The organism is Nonomuraea lactucae (assembly GCF_003313395.1).
In the GTDB taxonomy this organism is placed as follows: domain Bacteria; phylum Actinomycetota; class Actinomycetes; order Streptosporangiales; family Streptosporangiaceae; genus Nonomuraea; species Nonomuraea lactucae.
This window is the reverse complement of the sequence record NZ_QNFZ01000148.1, coordinates 12,268-31,134: the sequence shown is the minus strand read 5'-3', so window position 1 is coordinate 31,134 and position 18,867 is coordinate 12,268. Positions and strand designations below refer to the sequence as shown.

At 71.3% G+C, this 18,867-nt stretch carries 16 protein-coding genes; 5 read left to right on the top strand and 11 right to left on the bottom strand.

All coding sequences use genetic code 11. The annotated features are described in order from the left end of the window. Nucleotides 1-41: 41 nt before the first annotated feature. From DQW85_RS10050 to DQW85_RS10035, 4 genes are read right to left on the bottom strand one after another with little or no spacing between them, the layout of a single operon-like run. A complete protein-coding gene (locus tag DQW85_RS10050; RefSeq protein WP_113700084.1) occupies nt 42-1,148 on the bottom strand; it encodes a bifunctional phosphoglucose/phosphomannose isomerase in 1,107 nt (368 codons plus the stop codon). Continuing rightward, nucleotides 1,145-1,312: a Trm112 family protein gene (locus tag DQW85_RS10045; RefSeq protein ID WP_113700083.1), complete on the bottom strand. Its 168-nt coding sequence runs from the start codon at nt 1,310-1,312 to the stop codon at nt 1,145-1,147. Before DQW85_RS10045 ends, DQW85_RS10050 begins: the two co-directional genes overlap by 4 nt. Then, complete coding sequence (locus DQW85_RS10040) at nt 1,309-2,688, bottom strand: phosphomannomutase/phosphoglucomutase (RefSeq protein ID WP_113700082.1); 1,380 nt, start codon at nt 2,686-2,688, stop codon at nt 1,309-1,311. The genes DQW85_RS10045 and DQW85_RS10040 overlap by 4 nt, the downstream gene beginning before the upstream one ends. Nucleotides 2,689-2,729: 41 nt before the next feature. After that, nucleotides 2,730-3,098: a DUF3499 domain-containing protein gene (locus DQW85_RS10035; protein WP_113700081.1), complete on the bottom strand. Its 369-nt coding sequence runs from the start codon at nt 3,096-3,098 to the stop codon at nt 2,730-2,732. A 135-nt stretch (nt 3,099-3,233) separates the two neighbouring features. Between DQW85_RS10035 and DQW85_RS10030 the strand changes: the two genes are divergently transcribed. Further along, nucleotides 3,234-3,674 carry a metallopeptidase family protein gene (locus DQW85_RS10030; protein ID WP_113700080.1) on the top strand — a complete coding sequence of 147 codons (441 nt, stop codon included), beginning with the start codon at nt 3,234-3,236 and terminating at the stop codon, nt 3,672-3,674. A 69-nt stretch (nt 3,675-3,743) separates the two neighbouring features. Here the strand turns inward: DQW85_RS10030 and DQW85_RS10025 are convergent, their stop codons facing one another. After that, complete coding sequence (locus DQW85_RS10025) at nt 3,744-4,004, bottom strand: WhiB family transcriptional regulator (RefSeq protein ID WP_049564653.1); 261 nt, start codon at nt 4,002-4,004, stop codon at nt 3,744-3,746. A gap of 320 nt (nt 4,005-4,324) precedes the next feature. Further along, the gene (locus DQW85_RS45760; protein ID WP_205315018.1) at nt 4,325-6,571 is read right to left on the bottom strand and encodes a hypothetical protein; all 2,247 of its coding nucleotides are present in this window, start codon (nt 6,569-6,571) and stop codon (nt 4,325-4,327) included. A 181-nt stretch (nt 6,572-6,752) separates the two neighbouring features. Here DQW85_RS45760 and cofD point away from each other — a divergent pair, with 181 nt between their 5' ends. From cofD to DQW85_RS10005, 3 genes are all read left to right on the top strand, one after another. After that, entirely contained in the window at nt 6,753-7,691 is a 939-nt protein-coding gene (cofD, locus tag DQW85_RS10015) for a 2-phospho-L-lactate transferase (RefSeq protein ID WP_113700079.1), read from the top strand. Further along, nucleotides 7,688-8,962 carry a coenzyme F420-0:L-glutamate ligase gene (locus DQW85_RS10010; protein ID WP_113700078.1) on the top strand — a complete coding sequence of 425 codons (1,275 nt, stop codon included), beginning with the start codon at nt 7,688-7,690 and terminating at the stop codon, nt 8,960-8,962. The genes cofD and DQW85_RS10010 overlap by 4 nt, the downstream gene beginning before the upstream one ends. 107 nt (nt 8,963-9,069) lie before the next feature. After that, nucleotides 9,070-9,774, top strand: a complete 705-nt coding sequence (locus DQW85_RS10005; protein WP_113700077.1) for a lytic polysaccharide monooxygenase — start codon at nt 9,070-9,072, stop codon at nt 9,772-9,774. A gap of 114 nt (nt 9,775-9,888) precedes the next feature. Here DQW85_RS10005 and DQW85_RS10000 read toward each other — a convergent pair whose 3' ends face one another. From DQW85_RS10000 to DQW85_RS09985, 4 genes are all read right to left on the bottom strand, one after another. Continuing rightward, complete coding sequence (locus tag DQW85_RS10000; protein ID WP_113700076.1) at nt 9,889-11,571, bottom strand: substrate-binding and VWA domain-containing protein; 1,683 nt, start codon at nt 11,569-11,571, stop codon at nt 9,889-9,891. A 150-nt stretch (nt 11,572-11,721) separates the two neighbouring features. After that, the gene (locus DQW85_RS09995; protein ID WP_113700075.1) at nt 11,722-14,355 is read right to left on the bottom strand and encodes a bifunctional FO biosynthesis protein CofGH; all 2,634 of its coding nucleotides are present in this window, start codon (nt 14,353-14,355) and stop codon (nt 11,722-11,724) included. Nucleotides 14,356-14,420: 65 nt separating this feature from the next. Further along, complete coding sequence (locus DQW85_RS09990) at nt 14,421-15,314, bottom strand: DNA-3-methyladenine glycosylase family protein (protein WP_113700074.1); 894 nt, start codon at nt 15,312-15,314, stop codon at nt 14,421-14,423. A gap of 191 nt (nt 15,315-15,505) precedes the next feature. Further along, the gene (locus DQW85_RS09985; RefSeq protein WP_113700073.1) at nt 15,506-16,186 is read right to left on the bottom strand and encodes a TetR/AcrR family transcriptional regulator; all 681 of its coding nucleotides are present in this window, start codon (nt 16,184-16,186) and stop codon (nt 15,506-15,508) included. A gap of 415 nt (nt 16,187-16,601) precedes the next feature. Between DQW85_RS09985 and DQW85_RS09980 the strand changes: the two genes are divergently transcribed. Then, nucleotides 16,602-17,525, top strand: a complete 924-nt coding sequence (locus tag DQW85_RS09980; RefSeq protein ID WP_162794872.1) for an NmrA family NAD(P)-binding protein — start codon at nt 16,602-16,604, stop codon at nt 17,523-17,525. Between the two features lie 221 nt (nt 17,526-17,746). On the opposite strand, the gene tgmC is transcribed toward DQW85_RS09980, so the two are convergent. Next, nucleotides 17,747-18,865: an ATP-grasp peptide maturase system methyltransferase gene (tgmC, locus tag DQW85_RS09975; protein WP_240197067.1), complete on the bottom strand. Its 1,119-nt coding sequence runs from the start codon at nt 18,863-18,865 to the stop codon at nt 17,747-17,749. Between the last annotated feature and the right edge of the window lie 2 nt (nt 18,866-18,867).

Below are 18,867 nucleotides of genomic sequence, written 5' to 3'. Positions count from 1 at the left end.
GTCTCCACTCCTAGCTGGCATATAAGACCCAGAACGGGATCCTATTGCGAAATCCTGGCCTTCAACTCCGCGATGGCCGTCACCGGGGTCGGGTCCACGCCGTAACCGAGAGCCAGATAGGTGCTGGCGTAGTCACCCAGCCCGACCAGCGAGGCGAGCCGCTCCAGCGGGTGCTCGCCCTCGGCCGCGAGCTCGGTGACCGGCACGTCACGGTCCTGCGCGATCCGTTCGGACGCCTCTCGGCGCCGCGCCACCTGAGGGTGCTCGTCGGTGTCGCGCAGCATCACGAGCCTGAGCGTGCGCGCCGGGGTGTCGGCGAAGATGTCGCGCCGCGCGAACGGCCCGTCGAAGGCGACCACCTGGTTGTGGTCGGCCTCGGGCAGCTCGCCGAAGACGGCCGGGTACTTCGCGTTCTCGTTGAGCTGGCAGGCCAGCCGGTAACCGGCGACGGCGGCGAGGGGCGACGAGCCCCAGATCATCGGGAGGCTCTCGGCCAGCTCCGTGGCCAGCGCCTTGCCGGGGTTGACGAACGACTCGCTGGACGGCCGGCACCGGTGGGCGATGTCCTCCAGCACGCCGGCCACGCTCTCGAACAGCGCCTGGTCGGCCCGGGTCAGACCGAGCGAGGCGGCGGCCACGATGAGCGGGATCGTCAGCAGCCAGACGTTGGCGCGGGGCTGCCCGCTCGCCGGCACGGGCACGTAGATCGCGGACGCCTGCCTGGCCAGCGACTCCAGCGGCGAGCCGGGGCTGCCCACCGCGAGCAGCGCGCAGCCGCGCCGTACGGCCTCCGTGGCCGCCGACAGCGTCTCCTCCGTGCGGCCCGAACAGGACACCGCGATGACGAGGTCGGCCGCGCCGACCCAGCCGGGCAGCCGGTGGGAGCGGACGGTCATGAGAGGCAGCGGCACCCCGTTGCCGCAGACCGCGGCCAGCATGTCGCCCGCGATGGCCGACCCGCCCATGCCGGTGACCACGACCGAGCGCGGGCGGCCCCACTCGGCCAGGCGCTCCACGCCCGCCTCGACGGCGGTGCGGTGACCGGTGCGCACCTGCGCGGCGGACGCGGCGACCGCGAGCAGCATGCCGCCCGGATCACCCTCGGACAGGTGTTGCTGGTCGTCGAGCCTCTCGGGCTCCCAGATCACGGCTTCCTGGCCTCGTCCACGAGCAGAACGGGGATGTCGTCCCTGACCGGATAGATCAGGCCGCAGCCGGTGCAGGCCAGCTCCTCGGCCTCGCCGGGCACGCGCAGCGGCGACTTGCACGCCGGGCAGGCCAGGATCTCAAGCAGCCAGTCGTCGATCTTCACACTGACACCCTTCTAACGACGGCGAGGACCTCGTCCGTGATCGCCTTCATCGTGGTCTCGTCGGCCGCCTCGGCGTTCAGCCTGAGCAGCGGCTCGGTGTTGGACGCGCGCAGGTTGAACCACCAGCCGGGGGCGCTCACGGTCAGCCCGTCGAGCTCGTCGAGCGTGCCCCTGGCGCCGAACGCGTCCCGCACCCGCAGCAGGGTCTTGTCCTGGTCGTCCACCGTGCTGTTGATCTCACCCGAGGCGTGGTAGCGGGAGTAGGCGCCCACCACCTCCGACAGCGGTCGCTCCTGCTCGCCGAGGGCGGCCAGCACGTGCATCGCCGCCAGCATGCCCGAGTCGGCGAACCAGAAGTCGCGGAAGTAGTAGTGGGCCGAGTGCTCGCCGCCGAAGACCGCGCCCGTGCGGGCCATCTCGGCCTTGATGAACGAGTGGCCGACGCGCGTGCGCACCGGTGCGCCGCCGTGCTCGCGGACGATCTCGGGCACGCCCCGCGACGTGATCAGGTTGTGGATGATCGTCGCGCCCGGGTGTTTGGCCAGCTCTCGCACGGCCACCAGCGCGGTGATCGCCGACGGCGAGACCGACTCGCCCCGCTCGTCGATCACCCAGCAGCGGTCGGCGTCGCCGTCGAAGGCCAGGCCGAGGTCGGCGCCGCCGCCGAGGACGGCGCGCTGCAGGTCGCGCAGGTTGGCCGGCTCCAGCGGGTTGGCCTCGTGGTTGGGGAACGAGCCGTCGAGCTCGAAGTAGAGGGGGGTCACCTCGATCGGCAGACCCTCGAACACGGCGGGCACCGTGAGGCCGCCCATGCCGTTGCCCGCGTCGACGGCCACCTTGAGCGGCCGGATGCCGGACAGGTCGACCAGCGTGCGCAGGTGATCACCGTAGCCGGGAAGCAGGTCGCGCTCGACGAGCGACCCGAGCGGCGCGGAAGTCACACCGGGCGAACCGGTCGGCGTGGATGCCGTGCCGAGCAGTTCGGCCGCGCGGTCGCGGATCCGGGTGAGGCCCGTGTCGCCGCTGATCGGCACCGCGCCCGCGCGGCACATCTTCATGCCGTTGTAGCGGGCGGGGTTGTGGCTGGCGGTGAACATCACCCCGGGCAGGCCGAGGCTGCCGCTGGCGTAGTAGAGCAGATCGGTGGAGCCCAGCCCGGCGTGCACCACGTCGGCGCCGCGCGAGCGCGCGCCGCGGACGAACGCCGCCGCCAGCGGCACCGAGGACTCGCGCATGTCGTGCGCGATCACGACCGCCGCGGCCCCGGTCACCTCCACGAAGGCGGCCCCTACCGCTTCGGCGGTCGGCTCGTCGAGCTCGTCAGGCACCACTCCGCGAACGTCGTAAGCCTTGAAGATCTTGGCGAGGTCGCCCACTCCAGCTCCGCCCCTAGGTGGTCTACGGTTCTGGAACGAGCCTACCGGTCGCGATGTTGCTGGGCGGAACGGAGAACCCGCAGGTGTCCCCGGCGTCCGACCTCGACCCCCTGACCGACCGGCTCGCCCCCGCCGGACGGGGTGGGCCTGGCGGCCTCCCTGACGGCGTTGGCCAGCGCCTCCAGGTCGTCGGAGCTCGGTGAGCCGCCATCCGTGGGCAGGCGCACCACCTCCCAGCCGCGGGGAGCGGTCAGCCGCTCGGCGTGTTCGGCGCACAGGTCGTAACAGTGTGGCTCCGCGTACGTCGCCAGGGGGCCGAGAACCGCGGTCGAATCGGCGTATACGTACGTGAGCGTGAAGACGGCAGGCTGGCTGCAAGCGGTGCGGGAACAGCGGCGGACGGGGCTCACGGAGGGACCGTATCTGGTAAGAGTGCGGGGCGCCACTATCTGAGCGCTCTTAACGAGCGTGTCGCCACAATTCGGACACCTGTCGCAGGCTTTGGACCCACATGCACCGATGGCGTCTCCCTTTAGACTTGCCGTGTGAATCAGAAGCGGGGCCCACGGCGGCGTGATCGTCACGGTCGCGGGCTGCGCGGCCCGCTGGCGCCGTCCCACGTTCCCATCGCGCGCTCGCGCGGCGAGCGGTTCGACGACCTGGTGCTCGACGCGGTCGACCGGCTCCGGCCCCAGTGGGGCAGGCAGCTGTCGGCGGTGGAGTTCGCGGTCGAGGACGTGCCGCCGCTGAGCGAGCTCGACGACGGGCCGGGCCTCGGCCCCGACCCCATCCCACTGGGCCGGGCGCAGGCCGCCAAGGGGGCCGATCCGGCCGCGATCGTGCTCTACCGGCGTCCGCTCGAAGCCCGCGCCCGCGACCGCGACACGCTGGGGGCGCTGGTCCACGACACGGTGGTGGAGCAGGTGGCGACATTGCTCGGCCTCTCACCCGAGGCCGTCGACCCCGGCTACGACGACCGCCGCTAGAGGGGCGCGCACGTTCGAAGGGGCCACGCGGCGGACCGCGTGACCCCTTCGCCTCGTGTTCCTATATTCCTAGACGGCCTGGCGCTTGATCCGTCTGCGCTCCCGCTCGGACAACCCACCCCAGATGCCGAACCGCTCATCGTGTTCGAGTGCGTATTCAAGGCACTCGGCACGGACTTCGCACGATCGGCAGACCTTCTTGGCCTCTCGGGTGGAGCCGCCCTTTTCCGGGAAGAACGCCTCCGGATCAGTCTGCGCGCACAGGGCGCGTTCCTGCCATCCGAGTTCTTCAGCGTCAAGCTGATCCTGTGCGATGACCAGATCGGTCACTGCACACCTCCCTGCCGCCCGCCCGCAATGGAGCCCCCCATGGACGCCTTCCTTATTACCCACCCACGGGAAGGCGTAACAACATGGTTGTAATTACACGCGCGTGTTGCATGTGGCGTCAAGCGGCATGCCGGTATCCGGGGAAAGACCAGCTCTCGCCCCGGTGCGCTCGGCATGTGATGTTCGCGCCTGACCCGCTGCCACGGGATCCATGGCGTTGACCTGGCGTGTTCAACGATGTCAGCGGTCGGAACCGTACCAGGGCGGTATAGACGCCCGCCCGTGGCCCACCTTCTCTCTAGCAGCGCTTTGCCGGTCCGTTACCTGCGTGGCTCATTGGGGGTGTATATGGCGGTGGGGTCGATCGGGTCGTCCCCGCTAGGGCGCTGCTCCCCCAGCGCGTCGCCGCCGTAGGACGCCTGGTCGAGCCTGGCCGTGGACTCCGCGCCGGGCTCCCATCCCTGCTGGGGCTGGCGGTGGGACTGCCCCTGCTGGGACTGCGGCTGCGGGTGCGGCTGCGACTCGGGCTGCGGCTGGTAGGGCTGCGGCTCGTAGTGGGCCGGCTGGGGCTCGTACTGCTGGCCGCCGTACTGGGACGGTGACGGGCCCGGCTGGGCGTACTGCTGGTGAACCTGCTGCTGCGCGCCGGTCCGCCGGTTGTCCACCGCCCGGTGTGCGCCTCCCTGAGCGCCTCCCTGCTCCTGCTCCAGGGGCTGGATCGGGCTCTGCTGCATCGGGCTCTGCTGCGGGTGGCCGAACGGGTCGTCCCATGGCCTGGCCTGCGGCTGGCTCGAGTAGTCGGGCACCCGGAGGTCCTGGTACGCGCCCGAGGCCGCGTGCTGGTAGGTCTCGGCCTGCTGGTAGGCGTCGTGCAACTGCTGGGAGCGCGGGTCCACCGGCGGGTCGGGCTCCTGGAAGGCGGGTGCGGCGTACTCGCGGCCCGAGAAGCCGGTGAAGGGCTGGCCGCCCTGCTGCTCCGGCTGGGGGTACGGCACGCTGGGGGCGGTCTCGCCGGGCGTGTAGGCCGGGGCGGCGGGGGTGTCGAAGGCGTTCGGCTGCACGATCGGCGGGACGTAGGGGCTGCTGTCCTGAGACGTGTAGGAGCTGCCGTCCAGCGACGGCGCGTACGGACTGCCGCCCTGGGAGGGGGTGGAGAGGCTGCTGTCCTGGGAGGGGGTGTAGGAGCTCTCGGCCGGGGCGAAGGGAGTGGGCTGGGAGGCCGGCGGCGCGTAAGGGGTGGGCTGGGGGCCGGACGCCGGGGCGTAGGGGTTCGCCTGCGAATCTGCCGAGGCCGCGTAAGCACTGGGGTTGGTGTCGGCCGGGGTGTAGAGGCCGGGCTGGGAGTCGGCCGGGGTGTAGAGGTTGGGCTGGGACTCCGCCGGGGCGTAGGGGGACGGCTGGCCGTAGACGCTCGGCTGACTGTCCGCGGGAACGTACGGCGCGGGCTGGTAGTCCGGCAGCGGCTGGTAACCGCTGTCGGGCGCGGGCTGGTAGTCCGGCAGCGGCTGGTAACCGCTGTCGGGCCGGGTCTCCGAGGGCGTGTAGGTGGCGGCTTGGACGGGAGCGGGCCGGCCGTAGGCGGGCTGGTCGTTCTGAGCCGGGAACGCCTGAGTGGGATCCGTCTGCCCGAAACCCTGCTGGTCGGGCTGCGGGAAGGACGGGTCTTGCTGGGCGAAGGGCGGGAGGGCGGGCTCGCCGTATCCCGGGTCCGTCCTGCTGTCCGCCGGGGCGGCCGGGAGCGCGGCGCGAGGCTGCGGCGCCGGACGCTGGGGCTGCGACTGGGGCTGGGGCTGCTGGTAGGGGTCCTGAGGACCGTACGGGGTGCCGTCGGGGTGGGCGGCGAGGCCGGGCTGCTGCCCCTCGACGGGCTGGCCGTAGTCGGGCTGCTGGCCGAACGGCACCGGGCCCTGACTCGGCGGCTGCTGACCGTACCCCGACTGCTGGACATTGCCCGGCTGCTGACCGTACCCCGGCTGCTGACCGTATTCGGGCTGCTGGCCGTATTCGGGCTGCTGGCCATAGCCGGACTGCTGGCCGTACTCGGGCAGTTGGCCGTACGGGGCGGGCTGCGTGGCGGGCGGGCCGTACGCCTGCCCCTGAGAGGGCGCCTGAGAGGGCGCCTGGGAGGGCCGCGCCGGCAGCACCTGAGGCAGCAGGTAGACCAGCCCGACGGCGGTCAGCCCGAGCAGGGGCACGCCAACGACCAGGAACTCCACCGTCGGCCGGGCACCGCCGCCGGAGAAGAGGCCGAGCAGCAGCGACAGCCCTCCGAAGAGCGTGGCGAGACCGAGCGCGCCCACGGCGCCCATCGTGATCGGCTTGGCCTGGGATGACGGCTTGCCGACCTTGGTGGTCAGCAGCACGGCGCCCAGGAGCAGCGCCACGGTGACGGGGCTGGTCAGGCTGGAGAAATTGGCCAAGGCCCGTTCCGCGAGGGAATCGCCGCCGAACGGGCTCGACGAGCCGATCAGCACCCTGCCCACCGCCAGCAGCACGTTCAGCCCGCCCACGGCGAGCATCAGCCAGGCGGCCGGCTGCTTCAACCGGTCGACGTCAAGTTTGTTCACGACTACCCCCATCGAACCCTTTGGCCCGATGGGAGTTTGCCACATGACCGCCCCCAGCGGCACGAGTCACAAACACCTCTCTTTCCCCAAATGCACATGCTTTAATCCTCAATCTCCGAAATTTCCGGGCAATGGGGCTCCCCAGGAAGGTCTGTCGGAGGCCGGTGGAAGACTGGGCCACATGCACATCGTGTCCCTCGCCGGCGGCATCGGCGGCGCCCGCTTCCTGCGCGGCCTGCGCGCGACCGCCCCCGACGCCCGGATCACCGTGATCGGCAACACGGGCGACGACATCACCCTGTTCGGCCTGCGGGTCTGCCCCGACCTCGACACGGTCATGTACACACTGGGCGGCGGCATCGACGAGGAGCAGGGCTGGGGCCGGGCCAAGGAGTCCCACGTCGTCAAGGAGGAGCTGGCGGCGTACGGGATGGAGCCGCAGTGGTTCGGGCTGGGCGACCGCGACTTCGCCACCCACATCGTCCGCTCCCAGATGCTGGAGGCGGGCTACCCGCTGTCACAGATCACCGAGGCGCTGTGCGCTCGCTGGCAGCCCGGCGTGCGCCTGCTGCCCATGAGCGACGACCGCTGCGAGACCCATGTGGTGATCGACGACGACAGGGGCAGGCGGGCGATCCACTTCCAGGAGTGGTGGGTACGGCTGCGCGCCTCGGTGCCCGCCGAGTCGATCGCCCTGGTCGGCGCCGACACCGCGAGACCCGCTCCGGGCGTCCTGGAGGCCATCGAGGAGGCCGACGCGGTGATCCTGCCGCCGTCCAACCCGGTGGTGAGCATCGGCACGATCCTCCAGGTGCCCGGCATCCGCGAGGCGCTGCTGCCCAAGACGGTCGTGGGCGTCTCCCCCATCATCGGCGGCGCCCCCGTGCGGGGGATGGCCGACGCCTGCCTCACGGCCGTCGGCGTGGAGACCTCCGCGCAGGCGGTGCTCGACCTCTACGGCTCCGAGCTGATCGACGGCTGGCTGGTGGCCCCCGAGGACGCGGAAGTCCGGCTGGAGGGAGTCGAGGTGGTCGCGCGCCCGATCCTCATGCACGACGCCGACGCGACGGCCGACATCGCCCGCACCGCCCTCGACCTCGCTCTGGAGCTGGCCCGATGAGCGGCCGTACGGCGATCGAGATCCTCCCCGTCACCGGCATCGGGGAGGTGCGCCCCGGTGACGACGTCGCGGCCCTGCTCCAGGACGCCGGGCTGCGTGACGGCGACATCGTCGTCATCACCTCCAAGATCGTCAGTAAGGCGGAGGGGCGGGTGCGCCGGGCGCCCGACCGCGTGGCGGCGATCGAGGACGAGACCACCAGGGTGGTCGCCCGGCGGGGCGACACCGTGATCTCCCAGACGCGCCACGGGTTCGTGATGGCGGCGGCCGGGGTCGACGCCTCCAACACCGAGGCCGGCACCGTCCTGCTGCTGCCGGAGGACCCCGACGCCTCCGCCCGGCGGATCCGGGCCGCGCTCGCCCCCCGGGTCGGCGTGATCCTCTCCGACACCTTCGGCCGTCCCTGGCGGCACGGCCTCACCGACGTGGCCATCGGCGCCGCGGGCGTGGTGCCACTCGAAGATCTCCGCGGCGCCACCGACACCCACGGCAACCCCCTCAACGCCACCGTGACCGCCCTGGCCGACGAGATCGCCGCCGCGGCCGAGTTGGTCAAGGGCAAGCTCGCGGGCGTTCCGGTCGCGGTGGTGCGGGGCCTGGCCCACCTGGTCACCGACGACGACGGCCCGGGGGTCCGGCCGCTGATCCGGCCGGCCGACGAGGACCTGTTCCGCTACGGCGCGCGCGACGTGGTGTTCGCCCGCCGGACGATCCGCGAGTTCTCCGCCGAGCCGGTCGACCCCGACGCGGTACGGCGGGCGGTCGCGGCGGGCATCGCGGCCCCCGCGCCCCACCACACGACGCCGTGGCGCTTCGTCCTGGTGGAGTCTGCCGGCGCCCGGCTCAAGCTGCTCGACGCCATGCGCGAGGCGTGGATCGCCGACCTGCGCGGCGACGGCTTCACCGAGCAGTCGATCGCCAAGCGGGTCAGGCGCGGCGACGTGCTCCGCAACGCCCCCTACCTGGTGGTGCCGTGCCTGGTGATGGAGGGCTCCCACACCTACCGCGACGCGCGGCGCAACGCCGCCGAGCGGGAGATGTTCGTGGTCGCGACCGGCGCGGGCGTCGAGAACTTCCTGATCCAGCTGGCCGTCGAAGGGCTCGGGTCGGCGTGGGTGTCGTCCACGATGTTCTGCCGGCCGGTGGTGCGCGAGGTGCTCGACCTGCCCGAGTCGTGGGACCCGATGGGCTGCGTGGCGGTCGGCCACGCCGCCGCCCCGCCGCGCGAGCGGCCCCCGCGCGATCCCGGCGACTTCATCGTGCCGCGCTGAGCCGATCATCGCAGGCCGGCGGCCTGACACGGTGTGTCAGTGCCCATTTACCCTTAGGAAAGTTTCCTTTACATTTGAAGCACCCCCCAGGTAAAGGAGCAACTTTCATGCGAAGGACGCTCACGTTACTCGCCACGGCAGTGATCGCCATCGCTGCCACGATGTTCGTCGCGCAGCCGGCGCAGGCCCACGGCTACGTCAACTCGCCACCCAGCCGCCAGGCGTTCTGCGCCCGCGGCCAGGTGCCCAACTGCGGCGAGATCATCTACGAGCCGCAGAGCGTGGAAGGGCCCAAGGGCCTGCGCAGCTGCCACGCCAACCTCGCCCGCTTCGCCCAGCTCAGCGACGAGAGCAAGCCCTGGCCCGTCACGTCGGTCGGCACCTCGGTGACCTTCAACTGGACGTTCACCGCCCGGCACGCCACCAGCGACTACGAGTACTACATCGGCGGCACCAGGCTGGCCTCGTTCAGCGGCGGAGGGGTCCAGCCACCCCCGAACGTCTCCCACACCGTGAACCTCTCCGGGTTCTCCGGCAGGCAGAAGGTCCTGGCGATCTGGAACATCGCGGACACGGCCAACGCCTTCTACGCCTGCATCGACCTGCAGATCGGCGGCGGTGGCGGCGACCCGACCCCGCCTCCGAACCCCACTCCTCCCCCGAACCCCGGCGGCACCTGGCAGGCGGGCACCGCCTACAGCGTCGGATCGACGGTGACCTACGGCGGCGCGACCTACCGGTGCGTCCAGGCGCACACCGCGATCACCGGCTGGGAACCCCCGAACGTCCCGGCACTCTGGGCCCGCGTCTGACGCGCGTCCACCAGGTCACCGGCCCACGGCCGTTGACGAGGACCGAGCCGCCGACCGGGACCGTGCCGGACTGATCGATCGGCTCGTGGCGGCGTAAGGGGACGCGGGCTCCCCTTACGCCGTCGGCTTGCAGGTGGGGTGGCAGAGCCGGCGCGCCAGGGCGGCGAGGAAGACGTCGATGATCTCGTCAGGCTGCTGGGCGACGTGCAGGGAGCCGTTCGTGGCCGTGGTGATCCTGGCGAGACCGTCACGGTCGACGCCGTCGCCGAACGCGATGATGACGATCTGGACGGGCCTGTCCGGGTCCCACTCCTTCTTGAGCACGTCGAGAAGCTGCTGGAGCTTCGCGCCCCGGCCGTCGTCCTTGCCCGCGGTGATCACCAGGAGGGTGTTGTTCATCTCCTCGCGGTACTCCCCGCCGACCTCGCGGAAGCCGCTGAGTATCGCGTCGTGGAGCGAGCTGTCCAGGTCGGGGCGCGCGGTGATCGAGCTGGTCAGCTGGTCGAGCACGCCGCGCCGGACGACCTGGCCGGTCTCCGGCCTGTTGATCGGGCCGAGGCCCACCCGTTCCCGGTAGTCCCTGATGCCGCCTATCGACTGGGCGAACTCCCACAGGCCCATGTGCGTCGACTCAGGGAAGAGCCGGAGCCCGATCTTGGCCGCCTGCAGCGCGACGCCCACCCGGGTGCCGCCGCCCTTGAGCCGTTCGGCCATGTGCCTGGACACGTCGGCCAGCACCAGGATGTTCGTGGGCGGCGCGAGCCTGCTCCACGCCTGCAACGCCTCGTCGATGTCCTCCGGCGTCACCGACGGCCGCGTCCTCGGCGCCTCGGCCGGGATCTCAGGCCCGGGCGAGATGGGTGGCAGCATGCCGTCGCCGGACCTGAATCCCGCCCGCCGTACCAACTCCTGCGCCTCCTGGCCGCGCAGCCACTCGGCGAAGACGGTCGAGGCCTCGGCCACGTCCGGGTCGGTGGCGGTGACCACGTACGGGTAGTCGAGGTTGATCGTGCCCTCGCGCGGGTGCAGCGCGACGACCGGGTCGGGCGACGGCTGCCTGCTGTGGCTCCACACCGACTGCTCGGGCACGATGACGACCGGCCGCTGCCAGAACGCGCGGTCGTCCACGGCCGCCAGCATGGTGCGGTAGTCGGGGGCCGAGCCCGCCTGCGCCCAGCGGACGAACGCGGTCAGCGCCTTGTCCGCCTCCGGCCCGGTGCCCACCACGTCCCTGGCGGCGGCGACCGTCGCGATGCCCGCGCCGGCCAGCGACGGGTCGGGCACGCGTACGATGTCCGGCTCGTCGTCGGTGGGCGTCAGCCGGCCGCGCACGGTCGCGGGGAAGACCATGCGCCAGTTCATCTCGGTCTTGCCGACGGAGAAGCGCTGCGCCAGCGAGGACCGGGTGGCGAACACCAGCGGCGAGGTGGCCACCACGCTCTCGCCCGCGGGCAGCGCGCTCGCGCCCTGCTTGCGGGCCAGCCGGATCCAGGCCGAGGAGTCGGCGATCCAGCCGTCGGGCCGCTCACGCAGCACGCCCGCCCGGTCGCCGATCAGCGTGCGCAGCACGGTGGCGGGCGGCTGTTCGGTGACCTGTACGAGCACGCACCGGCCACCGCTGGAGGTGCGCGTCTCGTTGAAGCGGGCTGCCGCCTCCATGGCGACGGGCGCCACGTCGACCGCGGCGGCCACGTTGACCAGAACAGGCTCTCGCGTGGAGCACAGCGCACCACCGCCTCCGAAGAGCACGACGAGCGTGGCCGCCACGAGGACCACGGTCGCGACGCCGGCCAGCATGCCTCGCTGGAGTGCCTTCCTGCGCCGCAGCTCAGGGCTTAACGCGGCGCGGTGTCGACCCAACCGCACGGTGAACCTCTCTGCAGGGGAGTGACGATTCTCCCAGTGCCTCCCGTACCAGAAGCAAGTGTCCGCTAGAACATGTTATACCTACGCCATCGGCAGGACCCGTCGCACGCTCTGGCAGACACCGTCGCTCGTCCGCGAGGCGGCCAGGCGCTCCTCGCTCGGCCGGCCGTACTCTGTGGTGCGCTGCCTGACCGGCCTGCCCGTGACTCCCGCCATCGAACGCAGCTCGCTGATCGTCTTGTACGAGCCGTTCTCCGACCCCGCCATCCGGCTGATCGTCTCCTCCATGAGCGTGCCGCCCAGGTCGTTCACCCCGCCGGTGAGCACCTGGCGGCACAGGTCGTCCTGGAGCTTGACCCAGGAGCACTGGATGTTCCGGATCGCGCCGTGCAGCAGGATCCTGGCCACCGCGTGCACGGCCCGGTTCTCCCGCGCGGTGGGGCCGGGCCGGGCGATGCCCGCGAGGTAGATCGGCGCGCTGGTGTGCACGAACGGCAGCAGGACGAACTCCGAGAACCCGCCGCTCTCCTCCTGCAGCCGCCTGATCAGCTTGATGTGCCTGACCCAGTGGAGGTGGTTGTCCACGTGGCCGTACATCATCGTGGCCGTGGTCGGGATGCCCACCCGGTGGGCCGTGGTGACGACCTCGATCCACTCGCGGGTCGGCAGCTTGCCTTTGGTGAGCACCCAGCGCACGTCGTCGTCGAGGATCTCCGCCGCCGTCCCCGGCAGCGAGTCGACGCCGGCCTCCTTCGCCGCGCGCAGCCACTCCTCGATCGACAGGTCGGTACGGCTGGCGCCGTTGACCACCTCCATCGGGGAGAAGGCGTGCACGTGCATGCCGGGGGTCCTGGCCTTGACCGCCCTGGCCAGGTCGAAGTAGGCCGTACCGGGCAGGTCGGGGTGGATGCCGCCCTGCATGCACACCTCGGTGGCGCCCGCCAGCCACGCCTCCTCGGCCCGGTCGGCCACCTGTTCCAGGCTCAGGGTGTAGGCATCGGCGTCCGTCCTGCGCTGGGCGAACGCGCAGAAGCGGCAGCCGGTGTAGCAGACGTTGGTGAAGTTGATGTTCCGGTTGACCACGTAGGTGACGTCGTCGCCGGCGGCCTGGCGGCGAAGGTCGTCGGCGATGGCGGCCAGCTCCTCCAGCGCCTCGCCGTCGGCCGACAGCAGCGCCACCGCCTCGTCCTCGGTGAGCCCGGCCGGGTCGCTCGCGGCCCGCCTGAGCGCCTGCCGCACCTCACCGGGCGTGCTCCCAGCCGCCGTCCCGCTCCCGGCACTCGCGCCGGCCGCCGTCCCATCCGCGGCGCTCACGCCCCCATCCGCGGCGCTCGCGCCGCCCATGGGGGTGAGGCGGTCGCGCAGGGCGTCCCAGTCCCCGTAGACGTTGTCGAAGTCGTCGCGGCGGTCCTTCGTCCGGCCCGACGTGTCCACCTCGACGTGCAGGTCCACCCGGCCCGACGCGGCGAACCCGCCGTCCGGCTCCTGCCACGGCATCCCCTGGAGCACCGCGTCCTCCCTGGCCAGGCCGGTCTCGGGGTCGGCCAGCGCCTGAACGTGGGCGAACAGCCGGGGATCCAGCCAGGGCTCACCGGCCAGCACGTACTCGGGGTAGATGGTCAGGCGCTCGCGCAGCCGGAAGCCCGCCTCGGCCGTCCGGGCGGCCAGGTCGTCGATCTGCGGCCACGGGCGTTCGGGGTTGACGTGGTCGGGGGTCAGTGGTGACACGCCGCCCCAGTCGTCGATCCCGGCACGGATCATCAGCTCGTACTCGGAGTCGACCAGGTTGGGCGGGGCCTGGAGACGCACCCGGGGGCCCATCACCAGCCGGGCCACGGCGATCGTGGCGGCCAGCTCCTGCAGGTCCGCGTCCGGCAGGCCGCGCATTGCGGTGTCGGGCTTGGCGCGGAAGTTCTGGACGATGACCTCCTGGATGCCGCCGTACTCGCGCGCCACCCGCCGCATCGCGAAGATCGAATCGGCCCGTTCCTCGACGGTCTCACCGATCCCGATGAGCATCCCGGTCGTGAACGGCACGTTGGAGCGCCCCGCGTCCTCCAGCACGCGCAGCCGCACGGCCGGATCCTTGTCCGGCGAGCCGTGGTGCGGCTGCCCCTTCTCCTCGAACAGCCGCCGCGACGTCGTCTCCAGCATCATGCCCATCGACGGCGCCACGGGCTTGAGCCGCTGCAGGTCACGCCAGCTCAGCACGCCGGGGTTGAGGTGGGGCAGCAGCCCGGTCTCCTCCAGCACCCTGATGGCCATCGCCCGCACGTACGAGAGCGTGTCGTCGTAACCGTGCGCGTCCAGCCACTCCCGCGCCTGCCGCCACCGGTCCTCGGGCCGGTCCCCCAGCGTGAACAGCGCCTCCTTGCACCCCATCGCCGCGCCCTGCCTGGCGATCTCCATCACCTCGTCCGGGCTCAGGAACGCCGCGGGAAGCTTGTGGGGCGCGGTCGCGAAGGTGCAGTAGCCGCATTTGTCGCGGCAGAGCCTGGTCAGCGGGATGAAGACCTTGCGGCTGTAGGTGATGATCCCCTCCCGGCCGACCGCCGCGAGCCCGGCGTCCCGCACCCGGGAGGCGTGTTCGAGGAGCATGTCCAGGTGCGCGCCGCGGGCGTGCAGCAGCACCGTCGCCTCGGTGACGTCGAGGGCCTTCCCGTCACGGGCGCGGGCGAGCGCGCGGCGGAGCGCGGAATCACTGACAAGACTCATAAAGGGCACATTACGACCAGCTGAGTTCGCGCCCCGCACCCAGGGGCCGGGCAAAGCACCCCGGCTCAGAAGGATCGGTAGTCACGCGCGGGCATCCTCGGGCCGCGCGCGGGCGGGCGCAGCCCGGTGAGGGTGATGAGGACCGTGGCCCGGTGCCGGTGCCCCTTGTAGGGCTCCAGCAGCCTCATCATCCCCGGGTCGTCCGTCTTCCGCCCAGTGAGCGCGTACCCGACGATCTTGGCGAGGTGGAAGTCGCCCACGCTGACGGCGTCGGGGTCGCCGAGGACCCGCTGCCGGACCTCGGCCGACGTCCACACCCCCACCCCCGGCAGCGCCCGCAGCAGCCGGTCGAGCTCCTCGCTCGTGGCCGCCGCCTCCAGCTTCTCGGCGTGCCACGCGGCCGTGGCGATCGTCCTGGCGCGTACGGCCTCGGCGCCCGAGCGGTGCCAGTGCCACGAGGGGATCTGCCGCCACACCACGGCCTCGGGCACGACCCGCATACCCTCCGGCGCGGGGCCCGGCGCGGGCTCGCCGTACCTGTGCAGCAGCCACCGCCACGCCCGCCACGCCTCGCGGCCGACCACCTTCTGTTCGAGCACGGCCGGGACGAGAGCCTCCATGACGCGCGCCGTCCGGCCGATCCGCAGCCCCGCGTACCGGCGGGCCGCGTCGGCCAGCACCTCGTGCCTGACCGCGAACCCCGACACGTCGTCATCCGCCCCGAGCATCGCCGGAAGCATCTCCAGCAGCCACCCGGCCCCCGGCCCCCACGCCCGGCCCAGCACCCCGCCGTCCTTCACGCTCACGCGGAGCGTGCCGGGCCCGTCAGGAGTCCTGGACGTACGCCACACGGCCCCGTCGAGCGTCTTGCGCCAGGCGGGGTCTCCGGTGCCGCGCCGGTGCGGGCTCAACGCGAGCCCCACATCCAGCGGCCCGCCGGGCACCCACCTGCGCTCCATCACGCGACCAGTCTGCCCCTTCCCAGCGCTTTCCACGGTCACCGGTACCGCGTACGGGCGGGCAGCTCCCACGAAGGCCCTTCAGTTCGTCGGGCGCCGGGCCGCGCGGGCGTGACGCGCCCGCGCTGTCGCTGAGTCGGCGGTGAGGTCACCGGCGGCGCGCAACCGGCGCAGGGGCGAATTACCATCCGTCAGCCGAGCCGCCCAGGAGCCGCGCGCCACCTTCGTCCTGGGTCCGCGTTGGGTGCGGGCTCGGGCAGCGGTTCGGTGTTGCGGCTGCTGAGTCCGTCGAGGGAGATGCGCAGGAGGCGGCGCCACTGGCCGGGATGGCTGTCGCCGGTCGCCTGGATCGCCCGGCTCAGGGACGTGATGAGCAGGACCAGGTCGGCGGTGGAGACGTCGGGGCGCAGGAGACCGGCGTTCAGGCAGCGGGTGCGCAGGTCGTCGAAGACGGAGTCGCGGTGCCGGGCGCATTCGTGGGTGGGGCCGCCGGTGGCGGCGTAGCTCTCGACGAGGGCGCGGTTGCGGGCCAGGTGGGTGAGGGTCTGCTCGAAGAAGCCGGTCAAGGCCTGCCAGGGGTCTTCGGTGGCGGTCGCCGTCTGGTGGGCGGCGGTGAGCCAGGAGGTGAACTCCTGCTCCAGGACGGTGGCGAGCAGGTGGTCCTTGGTGGGGAAGTGCCGGTAGAGCGTGCCCATGCCGACGCCGCTGCGCCGGGCGATCTCACGGACGTCGACGGTGCCGCCCTGCTCGGCGAAGACGGCGCCGGCCGCCTCGATGATCGCGTCGCGGTTGCGTTCGGCGTCCGCTCGGCGGGCGCGCTTGGCGGGCTGCGCGGGCGCGGGCGTTGGCGTTGGCTGGTCGGCGAGGGGCACGGCATTCAGGATACCGCGATCCGCACTTTTGCGGAGCACTTGCTCCGGTTGTGCTACCTTAAAGAGGAGCGCTTGCTCCGGTTAGGCGGTGCAGAGGCATCCCTGCGCCTGCTTGAGCCCTGCCTTCAGACAGAACCACCAGCGAGCCACGTGCGCATCAGATCGAGGAGACCCCCTTTCATGGCAACACTCGGTTTCATCGGCAGCGGCAGCATCGGCACCAAGCTCTCCTACCGATGGCCGGCGACGAGCCGCAGGCGAAGGCGAGTGCCTTCCGCCCTGATCGACCAGCTCCGGCGACCCGCTGCACGACACCGAAATGCCCTGGCCTCGGGCTGAGTCTGTCCCGCGCCGCCGCTTCCGGTCTTCCCCCGGACGTCCGGCCGTACCTGTCCCAGCGATCGAAGGACACATCATGCCCCACACCACCGTCCTCGTGACCGGCGCCGCCGGCGACCAAGGCGCCAGCGCCGTCCGTCACCTGAGTGACGCCGGCTACTCCGTCCGCGCGATGGACGCCGTCGCACCCGACTCTCCTCGCGCCCAGTACCTGGCCCAGTTCGGCGCCACCTACATCCAGGGCGACCTCGCCGACCCCGAGGCCGTCGACAGGGCCATGCAGGGCGTGACCGCCGTCTTCGCCGTCCCGGTCGGCGCGCCCGGCAACGAACTCGACAAGGCCGAGCTCGGCACGCGCCTCATCGAGAGCGCCGAACGAGCCGACGTGGAGATGTTCGTGCAGACCACGGTCGCCGGCCTCGAACGCCACCTCGTCACCCGCGACTACGGCACCGGTTACCACGCCAACGAGTACGCCGCCGCCCGCCTGCGGATCGAGGCCCGCCTGCGCAAGTCGGCATTGCGCAGGTGGGTCGTCCTGCAGCCGGTGGCCCTGATGGAGAACTTCCTGCCGCCCAAGGCCCACCGCATGTTCCCGTGGGGGTCCGAGGGCCGTCTCGACTCCGTCCACTCCCCCGATGTGCCGCTTCAGCTGGTCAGTGTGGTGGACATCGCCCGGTACGCCGTGGCCGCCCTGCACGAACCGGACCGCTTCAACCGGCAGCTCATCGAACTCATCGCCGACGAGGTGCGCATCACGGACATCGCCGCCGTCATCGGTGAGGTCACCAACACCCGCATCACCTATCGGCCTTTGACGATCGCCGACGCCCTCCGGGACGGCATGGCCCCGGGTGTCGCACACAGCCAGGAATGGGCCAACCAGGTCGGCTACGGCGCGCCCAGCCCTCATGACGTTCACAAGAGCTGGGGCATCGAGCCGACACCCTTCGCCGAGTGGGCCCGCGACCACGCGGACCTGTTCGACGTACCGCGCTGACACACACCCCAGCTTCCTCCGCGTGGAGGCATTCGAGGCCATCCAGCCTGCCTCGCATCGCGCGACCTCGATTGCGACAGGTGCCACCCACCGCAGCACCTCTGGGGTGAGGTGGTGCTGCTGGCGCAGTATCGACCGGCCCCATGGCACGACATTCCCACGGCGGGCACAGACCGGCCGCCGGTCGCAACCGCCACCAGTAGTTCGATTTGAAGTTCGTGCTACGTCGGCAGTCGCCAACTCGGCCCGTCAGGATCGCCGAGCCAGACCCGCTGACCTTCTGCCGTCACGCTAAGGCCGAAACCGGACTGGTGGGGCTTGCCTGCCCCCATCCAAGTAAAGATGACCTCCTCCACCATGTCCCACAGGCGGTGTGGCCCATGCTGGTGGACCACCCAGCCGCCGCCAGGTGATGGGCTGATGTCGGCCTGAGAGCCAGAACTCACATCGTGAAGGGTGAGGGTGTCCTCAGCCCAACCATGGTGAGCCTGCGGGATGGCGAGTTGAGCCACGAAAAGCGCTGTGTCGTCCTTCAGGATCGCCGGGTCGAGCTCACTGCGACTGACTTCGCCGACGCCCATCCACAAGGTAGGGCGCGGAGGCGCGGCGTGCGCCCGCGCCGGCATGAAATAGACGTCATCCGCGAGGAATCGGCCACTTGCCGTGCCGTCCATACTGACTCGGAGATGCGCGAACGCGACTCCGCCCAGCCAACCCAACATGGGCGCCGTGATGGTTCCTTCTTCCTTGACCTGCCGCAGCCAGGGCAGAGGGATGGTTCGCACCGCGCACGTGGCGATCAGTCGATCGTAGGGAGCGCCGCCCTCATACCCGTCCAGTCCATCGCCCTCGATCAGCGTGGGTGCGTAGCCTGCTCCGTTGATGGCGCGCTTCGCCCGAGTCGCGATCACGGGGTCATACTCGATCGACGTGACGGCGTCCTCGCCCAGGCGGTGGGACATCAGCGCCGTGGAGTAGCCGGTACCCGTGCCTATCTCCAGGACTGTCTGATCTTCGCGGATGCCCGCGGCTTCGAGCATCCGCACGACCAGGCTCGGTTGCGTGGATGATGACGTAGGCCGCAGGATCGTGACGGGCTCGATCGCGTCTTCCGCCATCACACCGTCGATCTGGGTAACCCATGTCTCATCCGTGTACGCCAGGGTGAGCCACTCTTCGGGGCTCATCTCCGTGCGATGCGTGGGCACCCAGCCGCGATCCGGGTCGTGTCTGTAGACGGCGTCTCCCAGGAAGTCTGCGCGTGGCACCGCCTGCAACGCATCGTGCCAATCGGGGGACTTGACGCTCTCCGCCAGTGCTTGGCGGAGCTGTGCGGCCATCG